Below are 15,539 nucleotides of genomic sequence, written 5' to 3'. Positions count from 1 at the left end.
GATTTTAATGTTTAATGAATTGTATGTTGATGATATTTATTGCTTTGTGTTTAGTAGAAGTGCTTTGTTTATGTCTGTTACTATCTCTTCGATACATTGTTTGGTGCTCAGAGACAATGAGCCGGTCATGCTGCGTATCAGGATGCCTCTTGGATCGTTCTTTCCCTGTCCGCCTTCTATTCCCCGCGATATGCTGTTTTCGCTGACATACTGTTTCCGAAAAATAACATTTCCGGCTTGTCGTAAAACGGCGGAAACTTTTAGTGTCGTTTTCGGTGTTTTGCCGTATTCGTCATTAAAAGACGAGTATCCGTATCCGAAATAAACAAAGGAAGAGAATCTCTTGTATTTTGCTCTTGTGTAACAGGTGTCCACTCCGATTTCGAGAGTGTAAGTCGAATCGTTCGAGATTACGGAGGCCAGATTAAAACATCCGTTTCGATGGCACTCTTCTGTCAGGTTGGCGTTAAAAAAGTCGTCATAACGGTTGTTCAATGCCTCCTGTCCTAATGTGATCCAATAGTTTTGTTCGAAATAATTGAAAAACAGAAAAGGGAGAATAAGCATGCTTCCTTTTCGTACAGTTGTTTTTCCGTCAATCAGATAGTCGTGCATCATAATTACAACCGAATCTTTTTTTAGGCAGCCACTGATTGGCCTGTCGTGAACATACTCAAGGTTAGCTCCGAATTGCCTGAAGCTGGTTTGCAATTCTTTAAGTCCTGAACAGGAACTGCAAAGCAGTACGGCAAATAACAGATAAACGATTTTTCTCATTGCATCCTTGTGTGTTGCGGAATATGCACTTTTGTGTTTTCTCTTTGGTCAATCATTCGACTTTCAAATATAGCTCCGGCAATGCACATTTGAAATATGTGAGACAAAAAAGTCGAAATATTTTTGTTTAGGGGAGGATTGTATTGCTAAGCAGTTAATTTTGATGCTGCAAGGCCGGAGCCATACGCCGAACACCAATCTGCTTTACACGCTACGATGAACGGGGTCGGTGTTTGATTCGTAAATTTTGTGTATCAGTTTTCAGTCGTTTTGTTTTCCTTTACCGTTTTAGTTGTCGAACTCACGACTTTTGTTTCTGTTGAGTTTCCGTTTACGCGTGTAGTTGTGGTTTTCTTTGTTATTATCGTATGAAGGCTATCACCAACAATTGAATCTATTTGAAGTGTTGAGATATAATGAGTTCCATCTGAGTCTTTCTTTGTTTCTGTTCGTTCAGTTTTTTTGACGGAATATTTTAATTGTTTTGGATTTTGTGCGTAAATTGATACTAAAGATAAAGTCAAAAGAAAAATGATTGTTTTTTGGATTCGTTTCATAATGTTTTTTTTAAGATTAGTATTATTTCAAATTATTGTTGTATAAAATATTGATTTACTTACCCCTGCTGACACACGAGACACTTCGCTAATCGTGCGGCATATGCAATACTTGCGCCACATGGAGCAAGAAAACCTCTGATCATGTATTGATCAGAGGTTTTCTTGGGTTTTGATGTATCTATTTTATTTTTTGCGGAAGAATTTTTGATACACAAAAACTATTATTCCACCAATTATGATAAACGACCAGAGCTTAATAATAAGCGTGATGAGATAAGACAGAATGTCCCAGCCGAAGAGGACGGAATCCCAGATTTTGCTACAAAATCCAGGTGCATTGTTGTCAATTGTATTGGCGATAATTTCCTTTCTCACCGATTCATCTTGATAGATGCATAGAGTTATTGTGCTGAATTTTATCTGGTCTGTTAGATCGAGGTTAGCTATTTTTGCATTGTCGGCGTCTTCTTGTTGCTTAAGTATTAATTCTTCGGCATCTGTTGATTCAGCAAGTTTTTTACCTTTTTCATCCACTGCCTTTGTGAGGCGGTCTGCGTGTCTGGCTGTTCGTTTCTGGGTCAGATTATTTGATAACAACTGCAACGACACATCATTAGCTTTGATGTTGCGGTAATCAAGAAAGATGATGTTTCGGGCAATTAGTTTTAAGGTGGTGTCGAGCTTAGTGTTGGGTACACGAATTGTAATATTATTGATAACCGAAAAACGAGTCATCTCCAGAATAGAATCACGACTAATTCGCTCTTTTTGAGTGTCATTGATTTCACTGTGTAATTCAGTCGAAGTAATGAATCCTCCTTGTTGACCAACAATTGCTTCTATGTCGTATGATGATTTAATTACATTCTTAACCTTGAAGCGAAGATCAGCCGTACGCACAAATTTTCGATTGCTGTCATTTTTATTTTCAACGGCAGCTGAAGATGAAACCGGAGGAGGTGGAGCCGAAGAAGTATAAGCTGCAACAGAATCAGCTTTTGGCGCTTCTTCACTTTTTTTTGAAGAACAACTAAAAAGTATAGTTGTGATACAAATCGTCAGAATTAAATGGGGCGTTTTCATGGGTCATTGATTGTTAAGTAGAGAATATTAGAAGTTTTAAAGTCTTTCGGTTATATAGCGATTTTAGGGTTTTACTTTCATTTCAGCCCGTCCCGTCGGACTTAGCTATCGCTGATTGTTAATTGCTCCTCTTGTTCCAAGGTTGCCTGTTGTTTAGCGCAAGTTTAGCGATAGCGTAACTTGTGCTGGTAACCAAAGTGGTTTGCAACCACAACCAAGTACAACTTGGTAATCTTTCCAGTCCAAGTTACCGCTGCGCTCAAACTTGAACTATTCAATCTGCCATACTTGCACCATCAGGGACCCTTGTTATGTCCAATTATTTCTTTTTTTATTTACGATCTCTATCCTTATATATCAAGTTGTCTCTCATTAGAATACCCAATATGCTATAAGTTAAGTAATCTTTTTGTTTCCCATTATTATCAGAATGCAAATCAAGGTATCTTGCTAAATCTGAATTTGTAATTCCATTTGGATTTGCTTCAATAAATTCTGTCGTAGCTTCTCTAAGAAAACGAAGTCCTAATTGAGCTTTTTCATAAATACCTTGTGGTACATTTAGTTTTTTATCTGTTCGTTTTTGTCCGCTAGGCGTCACAGAATTTTTTAGAATTCCACCATACTTTTCAATGCCAAATGAAGAAATCATTTCGGCTTCTATTTTTAAAGCTTGATATTCTGTCAATTCATCACAAAGCACAGAAACAACAACCTGTCCTCCACTATTAATTATTTCCTCAATAAATTTTCCTTTTGAGGTATTATCAATATTCAATAAATGGTCTTCCTTACGTATTCCACAGCCTTTACCAATATAAAATATCTTGGCTGGATTTTTACGACCATCTTTCAACGCATAAACATAATTTGATTTATCTGTATTCATGTCAATTAGTTTAATTCCCTGCTGCCGCACGATTAGCGTAGCGTATCGTGTGGCCATGCCATACATTTCTGACTATGGAAGCCAGAAAACCAATTCATTTATAACTATTATCCCTTGGTTACTATTACATCATCCAGAATACCTTTGCCTCCTGCATAATCGACAGCACTACTGTATAAATAATCTTCGGGTCTGAAAACATAGCCTTCTTCCACCGGATTATTGTGGATGTAGTTAATTTTTTCATCAATAACCTTACTGCTCCATAATTCTATCGGTTTATTGTCATGCCTCCAAAATTGATGCTTTATAACATTGGAAGATGCTTGTGCGGCCTTTTTAAATGCCTCCAATAAAAACGCTTTTCTACTCTCTTGTGGATTATCTATGATGGCTTTGACAATAGCTTTGCTTGTAAATCGTTTGAAATCGCCGACAATGAGTTCCGGAGCCCGCTCTTCGACGCTTCTAAAAATAAGATGTACATGATTGGTCATAATGCACCAAGCAAATATTTCCAATCCTTTGTTCTTTTGACAATAGGCAAGACTGTCAATAACAATGTTCTTATATTCGTTGCGCGTAAAAACATCCAACCATTCCACCACGGCAAAGCTGATAAAATAGACACCTTTGGGATTGTGAAATTTGTAATTACGACTCATTGTCATTGTTTTTATGGAGTTTTACGTTTGCTCCACCGTATGGTTTGGCCACACGATACGCTGCGCTAATCGTGCGGCAGCGGGGGTGTGTTAGCGGTTCGGTGTTTTATCTATTCAAAACATACCATTTGAAAAATTCTTTTCCTTTTTCAGATATACTAAAATATCCTGTATATATTTTGCTTTCTCCCATGAGTCCAAATGCTACCGCATTCGAAAAATCTGGTATAGAAGTAGATTGTAAATCAAGGCCTATAAATAAGTCTTTATTTTTTATGAAATTATCTATTGCTCCAGAATTAACGAACATCTCAAATTCATCATACAAAGTAGATTTTGAGTTTTTAGAGCTGATTTCTTCTATTTTCAATTTATATTCTTGTATTTCTTTGTCTTTCTGAAATAATTCTTTGTCCTTACTTAATAATTGCTTTTCTGTTTCTATACTACCACCTTGAATTGAGAAGTATTTACCCCAAATTGCAGAAACAAGTTGTCCTAAATGTAATTTTGAATAATCTTTAGGCATTAAATGCAATAAATCATCGGTTAATTCTGGATACCTGTTAACTATTTCATCGTAAGTGTTTTTTGAGTCAAATACTGATATAATTTTGTTCAAATCGAAGTTGCTACTTTTTTTTGTTTCTCCTCTTAAAACATGTTTAATTTCTCGGTCAACCCAGGGGGATTTTAGAGACTTTTCTGTAAAGAAAATCAAAACAATATCTGCTTTATCTAATCCGTCTTTTAAAATTGAGTTTCTTAGATTTTCACCAGGCATTATCTTCTTTTTGTCTAACCAAACGTTTATATAGCATTTTTCTAAATCGTCTACTATTGGTTCAATAAAATCTTCTTTGTCTTCTGAAGAATGACTTACAAATACTAAAATAGATTGTCCCATGGTGAAATTTTTAAATGTTGTTTTATTTTTTTACACTGACCGCTAACGACCGAGGCTATGGGCATTGGCGGTTTGCGGGAGCGTTCACTGTCGCACAACAATAGGTGAATGCGGGCGCAAAACCTGCGGAATACACGTCAGCCAGCCAATGAACATAGGCGTGTGTTAGCGGTTCGGTGTTTGATTTTCATAAAGTCGCATGTTCAATTATTCGAGCGACAAATTGGTGAACTGCGCCACCTGCTTTATAACTGTCTATAATAGTTGTCAAACTGCTTGCAACGCTAGTCCCGCTTAGTATTAAGGAGCCAGCTTTGTTTAATAGTGTATTCGATTTTTCTTTCTGTCCCGACTTTAAAGCACTTAGAAGTTCATTCAGAGTTTCTTGAATCTCGGTTATGTCTGTTATGTTTAATGTCTCATTTATGAGCTTTAAATCATTATTTGATATAGCTTCCACGTTAAGGAATTCTCTGCTCAAAGTAATGTCGAATAAGTCGCTCGCAAAAATGCTTTCATTTTTCGGAAATTTATCATCACTAACTTTTACAGCAATACATTTAAAGCCAAATACAATATTCTCGTGAATATTGAATATAATAGCGCATTTTTTCTCAAAGTGATTATATAGTACTTGAATTTGTCCTGGAGGTCTTGATGTCACTTGACCAATAAGTCCTACCGGCATATATGGTTTATCTTTGAATTTGATTATGTCTGGAATATAATTTTCAGGAAATAAGATTGCAATTACTGTTCCTCCGGGAACACCGTAGTCATCACAAAATGTAATCTCATTTTCTTTAATATAAGTCTTTGTTTCAGCTCCTGCAGGTCGTTTCAGAATATTCAGGTTACCATTTAAAGAGAATGGGAAATATTCTTTGTCAGACTCTATCTTTTTTCTTCTGTTCTCAAATGTCCACTGAAAATTGTCAGATGAAATCTGGTGAACATCAACATGTCCGTTTTTATTAATCTTCTGTATAACCATTAATCTCGTAAGCATATATTTCCCTTTTATAGAAGTTGATTTTCTTTTTTTTACACTGACGCCTAACATCTGTGTATGTGCGACAGCGTCGCACATATTTCGCAATTATGCTGTTTATTCTATTTTGTAATATACTTTTGTTTAGATAGGTATGTTTTTTAAATTTGCATTGTCGCACATATCCAATTTGTTAAATGCTTTTATACAATGTGGTGGTAATACACCTCTTTTCAGCTAATCGGAAACGTTAATACAAACGTACTACAAATAATTAACATACTAAAAGAATATATTCTTTAAATTGTTGCGTTGTTTGATCGTCACAGTGCGATGACACACCGGATTGCTGCGATGGTTCTTTTCGACGATGCGATGCTGCACTAAAAAGGTGAAATGACACTGTCGTGCGAAGGCTTCATGCAATAAAAAAAGCCTTCCGGTTTTCGGCCCGGAAGGCGATGCAACTTTTTCCCTTCGTCGACAAACTGGCTTGTGAGTTGGACTCGAAGGAAGTGGTTTGAACTGTTTATCGCTGTTAAGGAGTCACTTTTATTTCGGTAAGAAGTGCTCCTTTACGATCCCGATAACGGCACAAAACACTAATGTGGTTTTGTTTCAGCATGCCGACCTGAGGATTGTTTCGGACAATCGGTTCCAGATGACTGTGCAACTCTGTGGAATCGACCGAGTCTTTCACTGCGGTTAAAATGGTGTAGTTGAACCGTAATTCATTGTTTCCCACAGAGGTGTTGTCAAAACGGGTAATTTTGTCGACCATTACCGGACATTTTCCATTGAAATTGTTTGAAAGCTGTAGTAAAATAGTCTCAGTTTTGGGCGGCAATACATATTGCTGGATAAGCAGCGTTGAAATGACACCGACGGCTAAAGCGATAACGGCAGTAAGTATTATGCGTTTATTTAAATTCATCATGCATTCAGGTAATCACAAAATTTATCAAAGGTTGTTTGGAACGCAGTATCTACCTTATCCCGTATGCTTTCTTTGTTGACGAATGGATTTTCGTGTGTGTAAGGGTAATCAAAATCGGTGACGATGACTTCGGTCGGGATGTCGTGTGCGGCACCTTTGAGGGTGCTTACCACATCGTATGCCGGAATTACTTTGTCCTGTTCCAGCGCGATGGCAAACACCTGCGAGCTGATTTCACGGAAGCGTTTCTCGCGTTCCTGACGCATTACTTTAAAGTCGAGCATCATACGGAACGAATGGCCTTCCGGGTGTTCTTCCAGATAGTGATGGAGTCGTTTTTCCCGTTTCAGGTGGCTTTCGAGATGTTCCACCAGATACGAATAGAGTGCAACATTGGCCTCGCTGTCGAGAATGGCTTTCGAAACCGGAGTGAGCCGGTTGAATGTTGGTCCTCCGCAGAAAGCAAGCAGCTTGGAGTCTGTAAAATAACCCTTTGGGTCTGTCAGTTTCAAAATTTCCGAAAGGAAAGTTCCGATAGAATAAGAGAAAAAGTGAAATTGCATACCGGCTGTGAGAGGAGGATATTTGCCGGCTTTCACTTCGTCAATAAATTGCACTATGTCGTAATAAGTTTGCAGCCCCGACCAGATAAAACGTTGTGGTTTGGATTGTACCCGGGTGCTGATGGCAACGTTGGAGAAGGATGATTGCAGCAAATCGGGGAAATGTTCTTTGCGGCATAAACTCACGCTATGCATCAGTCGGCGGTCACTCCATGTGGACAGGGCGCGGTTCATGTGAAAAGCCATCGGGCAGAGTACCACGCAGCGGTGAGTGTCTTTTGCCAGTCGATATGCCCAGGGCAAATATTTCGGCCATGATTTCTCATTGAAACCGTGCATCAATAAGATGGCTTCTTTTTCGTTTCTCTGCTGTCTGGGAACGAAAATGTGAAAGTTAAACTCTTTGTTGTCATTTACTTCCGAATCAATCAGATCCAAACCTTCTTCCGTATAACCGAGCTCGGTTTTGAATATTTCGTCAGAAAAGTCCATGTTGTGTTCTTCGCAACGTAAATGCGAATGTCCCTGTAAAATAGTCCAGTTGGCAGATTTGAACGTTTGGTTTTGTACAGTTACAAATTCATCTATTACAATTTCTGTTTCATTCGGATTGACCTTAGCCTCCAGTAAATTATACAAATCTAAATAATCCATGAGTTTTCGGTTATGTTATTTTGAATTAAACAACGGATGTAAAAGCAGAACACTTTTTGTATCTCCATTGCAAAGTTACCCAATAATAACGGGAATCCCCAGAATTTATTCTTTAGAATTGCGGTGAAATCCTGCTAAAATAAGGTAAAATGACAGGTAGCTTCTTTTATGGAACAAAAATTTTTTTAACTTTGCATCATGGTCTTTTATGCAGAGAAGTAAAATGTTCTTTGCGGGAATTCCTGTCTTTTAATTCGTTATGAAATCGTCATTAGTTACCGGACAAAAACAACAAATAGCCATTCTTGGTTCTACTGGCTCAATTGGTACTCAAGCCCTTGAAGTCATATCCGCTCATCCCGACCGTTTTGAAGTATATGCGCTGACGGCGAATCAAAGTATCGATTTGCTTATCAAACAGGCTCGTCAATTTCAGCCCGAAGTGGTTGCAATAGCCAATGATGCCCATTATTTTACCTTGAAAGAAGCATTGGCAGATCTGCCTATCAAGGTTTTTTCGGGAAGTGAGTCAATTGCTCAGATTGCAGAAATGGAGACTGTTGATGTGGTATTGACGGCCATGGTGGGTTATTCCGGTTTGTTGCCGACGCTAAAAGCGCTTAAAGCAGGGAAAAAAATTGCCCTGGCCAATAAAGAAACAATGGTGGTGGCCGGTGAATTGGTTTGCGAGTTGGCGCAACGCTATCACAGTCCTATCATTCCGGTTGACTCTGAACATTCCGCTATTTTTCAGTGTCTCACCGGCGAGGTCGGGAACGACATCGAAAAGATTATTCTTACGGCTTCCGGAGGACCATTCCGCGATAAGGAACTCAGCTATTTGCAAAGTGTTACCAAGCGTGAGGCTCTAAAGCATCCCAACTGGGATATGGGCGCAAAAATCACGATTGACTCTGCCAGCATGATGAACAAGGGTTTTGAAGTGATTGAGGCGAAATGGTTGTTTGGGCTCACTCCGGAACAGATTGATGTCGTGGTGCATCCGCAGTCCATCATACATTCGATGGTTCAGTTTGCCGATGGAGCAATCAAAGCTCAAATGGGTTTGCCGGACATGAAATTGCCGATATTGTATGCCTTTTCTTATCCGGACAGACTGAAAACGGATTATCCGCGCTTGAATTTTGCCGATTACCCTCAGTTGACTTTCGAAAAGCCGGACATGACGAAATTCAGGAATCTTTCTTTTGCGTATGATGCAATGCAACGCAAAGGTAATGCAGCTTGTATATTGAATGCTGCTAATGAGGTTGTTGTGGCAGCTTTCCTGAAGGACGCTATCGGCTTTCTGCAAATGTCGGACGTCATTGAGACGACAATGGCCAAAGTGTCGTTTATGCTTCAACCGACTTATGAAGATTATGTGGCAACCGATATGGAAGCCCGCGCTATAGCTTCCGAATTGGTGGGTAAATGTTGCTAAGAGGTTGATAATCATTTTTATTGGTTATCGTTTTTTTGATTTGTAATTCTATACATAACTATATTGAATGGAGACTTTTTTAATTAAAGCCGCACAACTGATACTGAGTTTGTCGATATTGGTGTTTTTGCATGAGTTGGGTCACTTTGCTTTTGCTCGCATCTTCAAGACGAGGGTAGATAAATTCTACCTCTTTTTCAATCCCTATATTTCTCTGTTGCGTTGTAAGAAAATCAATGGTAAGTGGCAATTTAAGTTTTTTGCCCGTAACGTACCCGATATGTACCGCAAAAAGTTGGATGCTTTTGGCAATGTGGTGAAAGATGAAAAAGGCAAGGATGTGATGGAAGAAATCTCTATGGCCGATTTGTCACAAGACGACTGGAGAAAACACACGGACGATACAGAGTGGGGGATTGGATGGTTGCCGCTGGGTGGCTATTGCAAAATTGCAGGGATGATCGACGAGTCGATGGATACCGAGGCAATGAAGAAACCTGCACAGCCGTGGGAGTTCCGTAGCAAGCCGGCATGGCAACGCCTTTTTATAATGGTGGGAGGTGTTTTGGTGAACTTTATCACCGCCCTTGCTATCTATTCCATGATTCTTCTGGTTTGGGGAGAAGAATACCTTCCTTTGCAGAATGCCAAGTTCGGAATGCAATTTAGCGAAGTGGCAGTTAAGAATGGATTCCGAAATGGCGATATATTGCTGGCGATTAATAATAAACCGGTAGAAGAATCGTCAGAAGCAATAAAAAAGATCTTGGTGGATGGTTCGCAGTCTGTAACCGTTTTGCGTGATGGGAAAAAGACTACGTTTATTCTTCCTTCTAATTTTACCCGTCAGATTATTGCCTCCAATTCGAAACAGTTTATGACACCGCGCGTGCCATTCGTGGTTGAAAAAACGGTGAATGGTTCGGCTGCTGCCAAAGCAGGTATGCAAAAGGGAGACAGCGTGGTGTCTGTTAACGGTAAGGCGATGTTTGCCATTCAGGATATTTCGGTGCAATTGGATTCCTGCAAAGGGAAAACCGTTCCAATTGAGTTTGTCCGTTCCGGGAAGCATCTTTCGACTTCGCTGGTTGTCAGCGAGAGCGGAAAAATCGGCGTCGCCCTTAAAACATTTGCAGGAAACTTTGTTACCAAACGCATCTCATATGGCTTCTTTGAGTCTATTCCGGCAGGGATAAACAAGGGTGTTGAAACACTGACTTCGTATGTGAAGCAGCTTAAATTTATCTTTACCAAAGAAGGGGCAAAACAAATCGGTGGGTTCGGTACTATCGGTAGTCTCTTCCCTGATGTTTGGGATTGGCAAAACTTTTGGGCATTGACCGCATTCCTTTCTATTATTCTGGCGTTTATGAATATCCTTCCGATTCCTGCTCTTGATGGCGGACACACCTTGTTCCTCCTTTATGAAATGGTAACGGGACGTAAACCGAGTGATAAGTTTCTGGAGTATGCACAAATGGTGGGTATATTTCTTCTGTTTGCTTTGCTTATTTATGCTAACGGAAATGATATTTTCAGGTTGTTCAAATAAGTGTGATATAAAACTATAGGGTTATGCAGAAACAAATATGGTTGAAATTGCGCAAACGGGTAGGGCAAACCAAGCATATTAAATACTGGGTAGTTGCCGTAACGTTTTTGGTAATCATGTGTTTTGTGGATGAAAATAATTTTTTCAAGCGCATTGCTAATCAACGGGAAATCCAAAATCTGGAAGATCAGATCGAGCAGTATGATCAGAGTATTAAAGACAACCGTGAAAAGATTAATGAGCTACAAACCAGTAATGCAAATCTGGAAAAATTTGCCAGGGAAGAACACCTGATGAAGCGGCCTAACGAAGACATATTTATTATTAAAGAAAAGGATTGATGCAAATTACAGAAAAACAAAGAAGCAGAATTCTTCAACTACTATACGGAGCCGGTTATGTTTTGTTGATGGTCGCGACAGTACTTTATTTTTCACAGGTGAAGGTAGCTCCCTATGTATTTTCTCTGGGAGTTCTCTTTCTTGTAGTGGTGAGAGTGGTGTTGCCAATTGATCAAACAGATTTCAGTACAAAGCGATTGAATAAGATACATGCTTTTGCAACACTGGTTTTAGTGGCGAGCGCTTATGGAATGTTTATTCATTATTACCTTTGGATTGCAGGCCTGCTTATTGCAACCATACTCGATCTATATATTAGTTTCAGATTGCCCAAACAGAAGCAGTCAAATTAAGGGGTGAGATTTTCGTCTCCTCACTTGTTTTTTAGCTTACGCTGACCGTTGGTTGTCTCACCGGACAAGGCCGCTCCAATCTGCATGAGCAAGATTTATAAAAATATAACCGGATTGTTTTTATAATCTATAGACAACCAGACCCGAAGGGACAAACAAAGAATACCAAACTGACGGAAAGCTGTTTGAGTGAGTAGGCCAGCTGCAGAAGTTTGTGAATGAGTAAATATTTTATGGCCGAGCGAACGAGTTCTTTCCGTCAATGTTTTTGCTTACTTTTTGCGCCAAAAAGTAAGGCCTGCCGCAGGCAAAGAACAAATTAAAATGATCAAAGAGATAAAAAACGCAGCTGATTTCGACAATCAGCTGCGTTTTTTTATGCTTTTTGTGGGTTTTAGGTTAGTGGACTTCTTCAAGTAGGTGAAGAGCATGATCTAAAATTGTTGTATCGTCTAGCATTACCAAACCGCCGTCCGGACCGGGTTCAATATGAACACCACAACTCTTTCCATCTTTAAAATTATGACCGCCGAAATAATTACGTACTGTTTCGTCGGTCAGACCTAAATCTGCGGCAATTTTCCCCATACTGCCAGACGGAAGGCTGTCTTTGATTTTTCTCAGCTCGTTAAATGTGATAGTTCTAGTCATAATCATGCGATATTATAAGGTTAAAACATGAGTTAAATTCACGCAATAAATATAGCGTATAAAAAAGGAAATTGCAAATAGCATTATGTTTTTTTTGCAGTGCAATTCTATGTTTGAAAGGAGTTTCTTTGTCTTATGTTAAGAACAATCCTTTGTGTGATAATGAGGTGAGAGAAGTCGGAAGGAAAGAAGGAATAAAAAAAATCCTCTCGAATGAGAGGATTTAACTTTTTTGCAGTTATGCTTTGATCTTATTTTGGATTTCCTGAATGCAGGCTCTGTATTGTTTGTCGATCTCCATCAAATCGTTGACCACTTTGCAAGCATGAAGCACGGTCGCATGGTCTCGCTTGCCAATCATTTCTCCGATAGAAGAAAGTGAATGTTTTGTATGGCATTTGGCAAGATACATTGCAATCTGACGAGCCTGAGCCAGTTCTCTGTTACGGCGTTTTGATAACATTTCTTCGATTTTGAGGCCGAAGTGTTCACAGACAACATTTCTGATTTGCTCGATTGTAACAACTTTCGGAGTCACGTTCACCACATTGCTGACTGCTTTGTGAGCAAGTTCCAAATTAATGGGTTTGTCAGTAAGGGTAGAGTAGGCCAACAGCGAAATGATGACACCTTCCAAATCTCTGATGTTGTCGGTTACATTTTCAGCAATGTAGTTTACAACTTCGTCATCAATGTCAAGTCCGTCTTTGAATATTTTGTGTTTTAGGATGCCTTTGCGCAATTCAAAATCAGGTTTTGATATCTCGGCAGACAAACCCCATTTGAAGCGAGTGATGAGGCGCTGTTCAAGTCCCTGCAATACCATGGGCGAACGGTCGGATGTAAGGATTAACTGTTTGCCATTTTGGTGCAGGTGATTGAAAATATGGAAAAATGTATTCTGAGTTCCGTTTTTGCCGGCAAATTCGTGAATGTCATCCAAAATCAACACGTCAATGCTCTGATAGAAGTTCAGGAAGTCATTAACGCTATTGTTGCGTACGGCATCCGTATATTGAATCTGAAATAAATTTGCAGAAACATAAAGTACACGCTTGTCCGGGTGTGTTTGTTTTGCCTGAATACCGATGGCATGTACCAGGTGAGTTTTTCCAACTCCGGATTGTCCGTATACGAACAAAGGATTGAAAATGGTTGTTCCCGGGTTATTACCGATGCTGATCCCGGCGGTACGGGCAAGTTTATTGCTGGTACCTTCTACAAAAGTGTTAAAATTATAGATCGGATTAAGCTGTGGATCGATATTTGGGATAGCTTCTTTTCGTGCAAAAGGATTTTCCTGTTTGGGTGAGTTGTAAAGCTGATTAGGCTTTAATTTGTCATCACTGGGAATTGTGGTGCTTGTGCCCGAAGTACGGTCGACCAAAACCCGGTACATCAAACGAGTCCCTTCTCCGATTTCGCGGTGAATGGTCATTCTTAATAAATCGACAAAAGTTTCTTCAATATATTCGTAGAAGAACTGGCTTGGGACTTGAACTGTGAAAATATTGTTCTCATAGTTTAGGGGTACAATGGGCAAAAACCACGTCGAAAACGTAGTTTCAGATACATTGTCGCGTATCACACGCAGGCATCGATGCCACAAGTCGTTGGCGCTGTTCACTTTCATCTTTTAGGGTCTTAAGTCTTTTTGGACTGACAAATATCCTAAAGATTTTCCACATAAAAAATAGCTGTTTTGAGCTATTTTTCATGTTTTTTTGTACAATGTTTATTATCAGTGTGTTAATTTAACGTGCTGATAATAAACAAGATATGATACTGTTGATAAATAATTGTCTTTTTATCAACAGTCTAAGAAATAAGTTAAATAATGTTATTCATGTTTTTTGGTGTTAATAAAAACAGATAAAACAATCTTTAATTATGATATATGGACATATTTATGTTTAAAAACAGGTTTAATAACACTTTTTTGTACTTTATCTTTGCAATTACAATAAAAAACATTGATCTTTGAGACATATTAATTACCTTTAAATTGAAGAGTATGAAAATTGGAACCCCAAAAGAAATTAAGAACAACGAAAATCGCGTGGGATTAACACCCGCAGGCGTGTCTGCACTTGTTAAACAAGGCCATATTGTTTACATTCAGGAAGGTGCAGGGGTGAACAGTGGCTTTAGTGATGAATTGTATTTGAAGGTAGGTGCAACATTGTTGCCTTCAATAGAAGAGGTATATGCCGCTTCAGACATGATTGTAAAAGTAAAAGAGCCGATTGAGCCTGAATATCGGTTGATCAAGAAAGATCAGTTGCTTTTTACGTATTTTCACTTTGCCTCTAATGCCGGCCTGACAAAAGCAATGATCGACAGCGGAGCCGTTTGTCTTGCCTATGAAACAGTAGAAAAAGCAGACCGGAGCCTTCCTTTATTGATTCCAATGTCGGAAGTGGCTGGCCGAATGTCAATTCAGGAAGGAGCAAAGTATCTTGAACGCCCCAATGGAGGAAAAGGTATTCTGCTTGGTGGCGTACCGGGTGTGAAACCGGCAAAAGTGCTTGTGCTTGGTGGTGGCGTTGTTGGTACTCAGGCTGCATGGATGGCTGCCGGATTGGGTGCTGATGTTACCCTGGCTGACATTTCGCTACCTCGCTTGCGTTATTTGTCTGACGTGTTGCCCAAAAACGTAAAAACATTGGTGTCTTCCGAATATGTGATTGCGGAAGAAGTTAAATCTGCAGATTTGGTAATCGGTGCGGTGTTGGTAACCGGAGCAAAAGCCCCTCATCTTGTGACAGCAGCCATGTTGTCTACGATGCAAAAAGGAGCTGTGATGGTAGACGTTGCTATTGATCAGGGTGGTTGCTTTGAAACTTCCCGTCCTACGACACACAATGATCCTATTTATACCATTGATGGTGTGGTTCATTATTGTGTGGCTAACATTCCGGGTGCAGTGCCTTACACTTCAACCCTTGCATTGACAAATGCTACTTTGCCTTATGCGATCCAACTGGCTAATCTGGGCTGGGAAAAGGCTTGTGAAGTGAATGAAGAACTTTGCAAAGGTCTCAACATCGTGAAGGGTGAAATCGTTTATCCGGCTGTTCGAGAAGCATTCCAGGGGTAAAAGACTTACTTGATATACTATACTACAGCATGGCGCAGATATGTGTCATGCTGTTTTTTTTATGCGCTCAAA

Annotated in this window: 16 protein-coding genes; 5 read left to right on the top strand and 11 right to left on the bottom strand. The window is 39.4% G+C overall.

The annotated features are described in order from the left end of the window. Positions 1 to 36: 36 nt before the first annotated feature. The 9 genes from F8N35_RS06800 to F8N35_RS06760 all read right to left on the bottom strand — a co-directional run bounded on the left by F8N35_RS06800 (position 37) and on the right by F8N35_RS06760 (position 8,026). Positions 37 to 777, bottom strand: a complete 741-nt coding sequence (locus tag F8N35_RS06800; RefSeq protein ID WP_293050664.1) for a hypothetical protein — start codon at positions 775 to 777, stop codon at positions 37 to 39. Positions 778 to 1,031: 254 nt separating this feature from the next. Then, the gene (locus tag F8N35_RS06795; protein WP_293050663.1) at positions 1,032 to 1,334 is read right to left on the bottom strand and encodes a hypothetical protein; all 303 of its coding nucleotides are present in this window, start codon (positions 1,332 to 1,334) and stop codon (positions 1,032 to 1,034) included. 186 nt (positions 1,335 to 1,520) lie between these two features. Beyond that, positions 1,521 to 2,420 (bottom strand): DUF4349 domain-containing protein, encoded by a 900-nt coding sequence (locus F8N35_RS06790; RefSeq protein WP_293050662.1) that lies wholly within the window; start codon positions 2,418 to 2,420, stop codon positions 1,521 to 1,523. Between the two features lie 331 nt (positions 2,421 to 2,751). Continuing rightward, the gene (locus F8N35_RS06785; protein WP_293050661.1) at positions 2,752 to 3,309 is read right to left on the bottom strand and encodes a hypothetical protein; all 558 of its coding nucleotides are present in this window, start codon (positions 3,307 to 3,309) and stop codon (positions 2,752 to 2,754) included. Between the two features lie 107 nt (positions 3,310 to 3,416). After that, positions 3,417 to 3,974 carry a transposase gene (locus F8N35_RS06780; protein ID WP_293050660.1) on the bottom strand — a complete coding sequence of 186 codons (558 nt, stop codon included), beginning with the start codon at positions 3,972 to 3,974 and terminating at the stop codon, positions 3,417 to 3,419. Between the two features lie 106 nt (positions 3,975 to 4,080). Continuing rightward, complete coding sequence (locus F8N35_RS06775; protein ID WP_293050659.1) at positions 4,081 to 4,881, bottom strand: toll/interleukin-1 receptor domain-containing protein; 801 nt, start codon at positions 4,879 to 4,881, stop codon at positions 4,081 to 4,083. Positions 4,882 to 5,068: 187 nt separating this feature from the next. Then, the gene (locus F8N35_RS06770; protein WP_293050658.1) at positions 5,069 to 5,971 is read right to left on the bottom strand and encodes a hypothetical protein; all 903 of its coding nucleotides are present in this window, start codon (positions 5,969 to 5,971) and stop codon (positions 5,069 to 5,071) included. A gap of 439 nt (positions 5,972 to 6,410) precedes the next feature. Continuing rightward, a complete protein-coding gene (locus F8N35_RS06765) occupies positions 6,411 to 6,809 on the bottom strand; it encodes a hypothetical protein (protein ID WP_293050657.1) in 399 nt (132 codons plus the stop codon). Further along, positions 6,806 to 8,026, bottom strand: a complete 1,221-nt coding sequence (locus F8N35_RS06760; protein ID WP_293050656.1) for a DUF6051 family protein — start codon at positions 8,024 to 8,026, stop codon at positions 6,806 to 6,808. The genes F8N35_RS06765 and F8N35_RS06760 overlap by 4 nt, the downstream gene beginning before the upstream one ends. Before the next feature lie 259 nt (positions 8,027 to 8,285). Here F8N35_RS06760 and F8N35_RS06755 point away from each other — a divergent pair, with 259 nt between their 5' ends. The 4 genes from F8N35_RS06755 (at position 8,286) to F8N35_RS06740 (ending at position 11,716) form a co-directional block, all read left to right on the top strand. Then, positions 8,286 to 9,470, top strand: coding sequence for a 1-deoxy-D-xylulose-5-phosphate reductoisomerase (locus F8N35_RS06755; RefSeq protein WP_293050655.1), 1,185 nt, complete (start codon positions 8,286 to 8,288; stop codon positions 9,468 to 9,470). A 67-nt stretch (positions 9,471 to 9,537) separates the two neighbouring features. After that, positions 9,538 to 11,022, top strand: a complete 1,485-nt coding sequence (gene rseP / locus F8N35_RS06750; protein ID WP_293050654.1) for an RIP metalloprotease RseP — start codon at positions 9,538 to 9,540, stop codon at positions 11,020 to 11,022. Between the two features lie 23 nt (positions 11,023 to 11,045). Further along, on the top strand, positions 11,046 to 11,363 hold the full coding sequence (locus tag F8N35_RS06745) for a septum formation initiator family protein (RefSeq protein WP_068703291.1): 318 nt from the start codon (positions 11,046 to 11,048) through the stop codon (positions 11,361 to 11,363). After that, entirely contained in the window at positions 11,363 to 11,716 is a 354-nt protein-coding gene (locus F8N35_RS06740; protein ID WP_293050653.1) for a hypothetical protein, read from the top strand. The genes F8N35_RS06745 and F8N35_RS06740 overlap by 1 nt, the downstream gene beginning before the upstream one ends. 399 nt (positions 11,717 to 12,115) lie before the next feature. On the opposite strand, the gene F8N35_RS06735 is transcribed toward F8N35_RS06740, so the two are convergent. Together F8N35_RS06735 and dnaA are read right to left on the bottom strand one after the other, a co-directional pair. Continuing rightward, positions 12,116 to 12,367 (bottom strand): DNA-binding protein, encoded by a 252-nt coding sequence (locus F8N35_RS06735; RefSeq protein ID WP_068704628.1) that lies wholly within the window; start codon positions 12,365 to 12,367, stop codon positions 12,116 to 12,118. A gap of 238 nt (positions 12,368 to 12,605) precedes the next feature. Beyond that, positions 12,606 to 14,000, bottom strand: coding sequence for a chromosomal replication initiator protein DnaA (gene dnaA / locus F8N35_RS06730; protein WP_293050652.1), 1,395 nt, complete (start codon positions 13,998 to 14,000; stop codon positions 12,606 to 12,608). A gap of 381 nt (positions 14,001 to 14,381) precedes the next feature. On the opposite strand from dnaA, the gene ald reads away from it, so the two are divergent. Beyond that, positions 14,382 to 15,467, top strand: coding sequence for an alanine dehydrogenase (ald, locus tag F8N35_RS06725; RefSeq protein WP_293050651.1), 1,086 nt, complete (start codon positions 14,382 to 14,384; stop codon positions 15,465 to 15,467). Positions 15,468 to 15,539: the final 72 nt, after the last annotated feature.

Origin of the sequence: Paludibacter sp. (assembly GCF_009712605.1) — a bacterium.
In the GTDB taxonomy this organism is placed as follows: Bacteria; Bacteroidota; Bacteroidia; order Bacteroidales; family Paludibacteraceae; genus Microbacter.
This window is presented reverse-complemented; position numbering and strand designations above follow the sequence as displayed.

What these genes read in the sequence shown, in the direction of transcription:
- F8N35_RS06775 (WP_293050659.1), bottom strand. Translation starts at nt 4,881, where the DNA reads ATGGGACAATCTATTTTAGTATTTGTAAGTCATTCTTCAGAAGACAAA.
- F8N35_RS06745 (WP_068703291.1), top strand. Translation starts at nt 11,046, where the DNA reads ATGCAGAAACAAATATGGTTGAAATTGCGCAAACGGGTAGGGCAAACC.
- dnaA (WP_293050652.1), bottom strand. Translation starts at nt 14,000, where the DNA reads ATGAAAGTGAACAGCGCCAACGACTTGTGGCATCGATGCCTGCGTGTG.
- F8N35_RS06780 (WP_293050660.1), bottom strand. Translation starts at nt 3,974, where the DNA reads ATGAGTCGTAATTACAAATTTCACAATCCCAAAGGTGTCTATTTTATC.
- F8N35_RS06765 (WP_293050657.1), bottom strand. Translation starts at nt 6,809, where the DNA reads ATGATGAATTTAAATAAACGCATAATACTTACTGCCGTTATCGCTTTA.
- F8N35_RS06740 (WP_293050653.1), top strand. Translation starts at nt 11,363, where the DNA reads ATGCAAATTACAGAAAAACAAAGAAGCAGAATTCTTCAACTACTATAC.
- F8N35_RS06785 (WP_293050661.1), bottom strand. Translation starts at nt 3,309, where the DNA reads ATGAATACAGATAAATCAAATTATGTTTATGCGTTGAAAGATGGTCGT.
- F8N35_RS06790 (WP_293050662.1), bottom strand. Translation starts at nt 2,420, where the DNA reads ATGAAAACGCCCCATTTAATTCTGACGATTTGTATCACAACTATACTT.
- F8N35_RS06770 (WP_293050658.1), bottom strand. Translation starts at nt 5,971, where the DNA reads ATGTGCGACGCTGTCGCACATACACAGATGTTAGGCGTCAGTGTAAAA.
- F8N35_RS06800 (WP_293050664.1), bottom strand. Translation starts at nt 777, where the DNA reads ATGAGAAAAATCGTTTATCTGTTATTTGCCGTACTGCTTTGCAGTTCC.
- rseP (WP_293050654.1), top strand. Translation starts at nt 9,538, where the DNA reads ATGGAGACTTTTTTAATTAAAGCCGCACAACTGATACTGAGTTTGTCG.
- F8N35_RS06760 (WP_293050656.1), bottom strand. Translation starts at nt 8,026, where the DNA reads ATGGATTATTTAGATTTGTATAATTTACTGGAGGCTAAGGTCAATCCG.
- F8N35_RS06755 (WP_293050655.1), top strand. Translation starts at nt 8,286, where the DNA reads ATGAAATCGTCATTAGTTACCGGACAAAAACAACAAATAGCCATTCTT.
- F8N35_RS06735 (WP_068704628.1), bottom strand. Translation starts at nt 12,367, where the DNA reads ATGACTAGAACTATCACATTTAACGAGCTGAGAAAAATCAAAGACAGC.
- ald (WP_293050651.1), top strand. Translation starts at nt 14,382, where the DNA reads ATGAAAATTGGAACCCCAAAAGAAATTAAGAACAACGAAAATCGCGTG.
- F8N35_RS06795 (WP_293050663.1), bottom strand. Translation starts at nt 1,334, where the DNA reads ATGAAACGAATCCAAAAAACAATCATTTTTCTTTTGACTTTATCTTTA.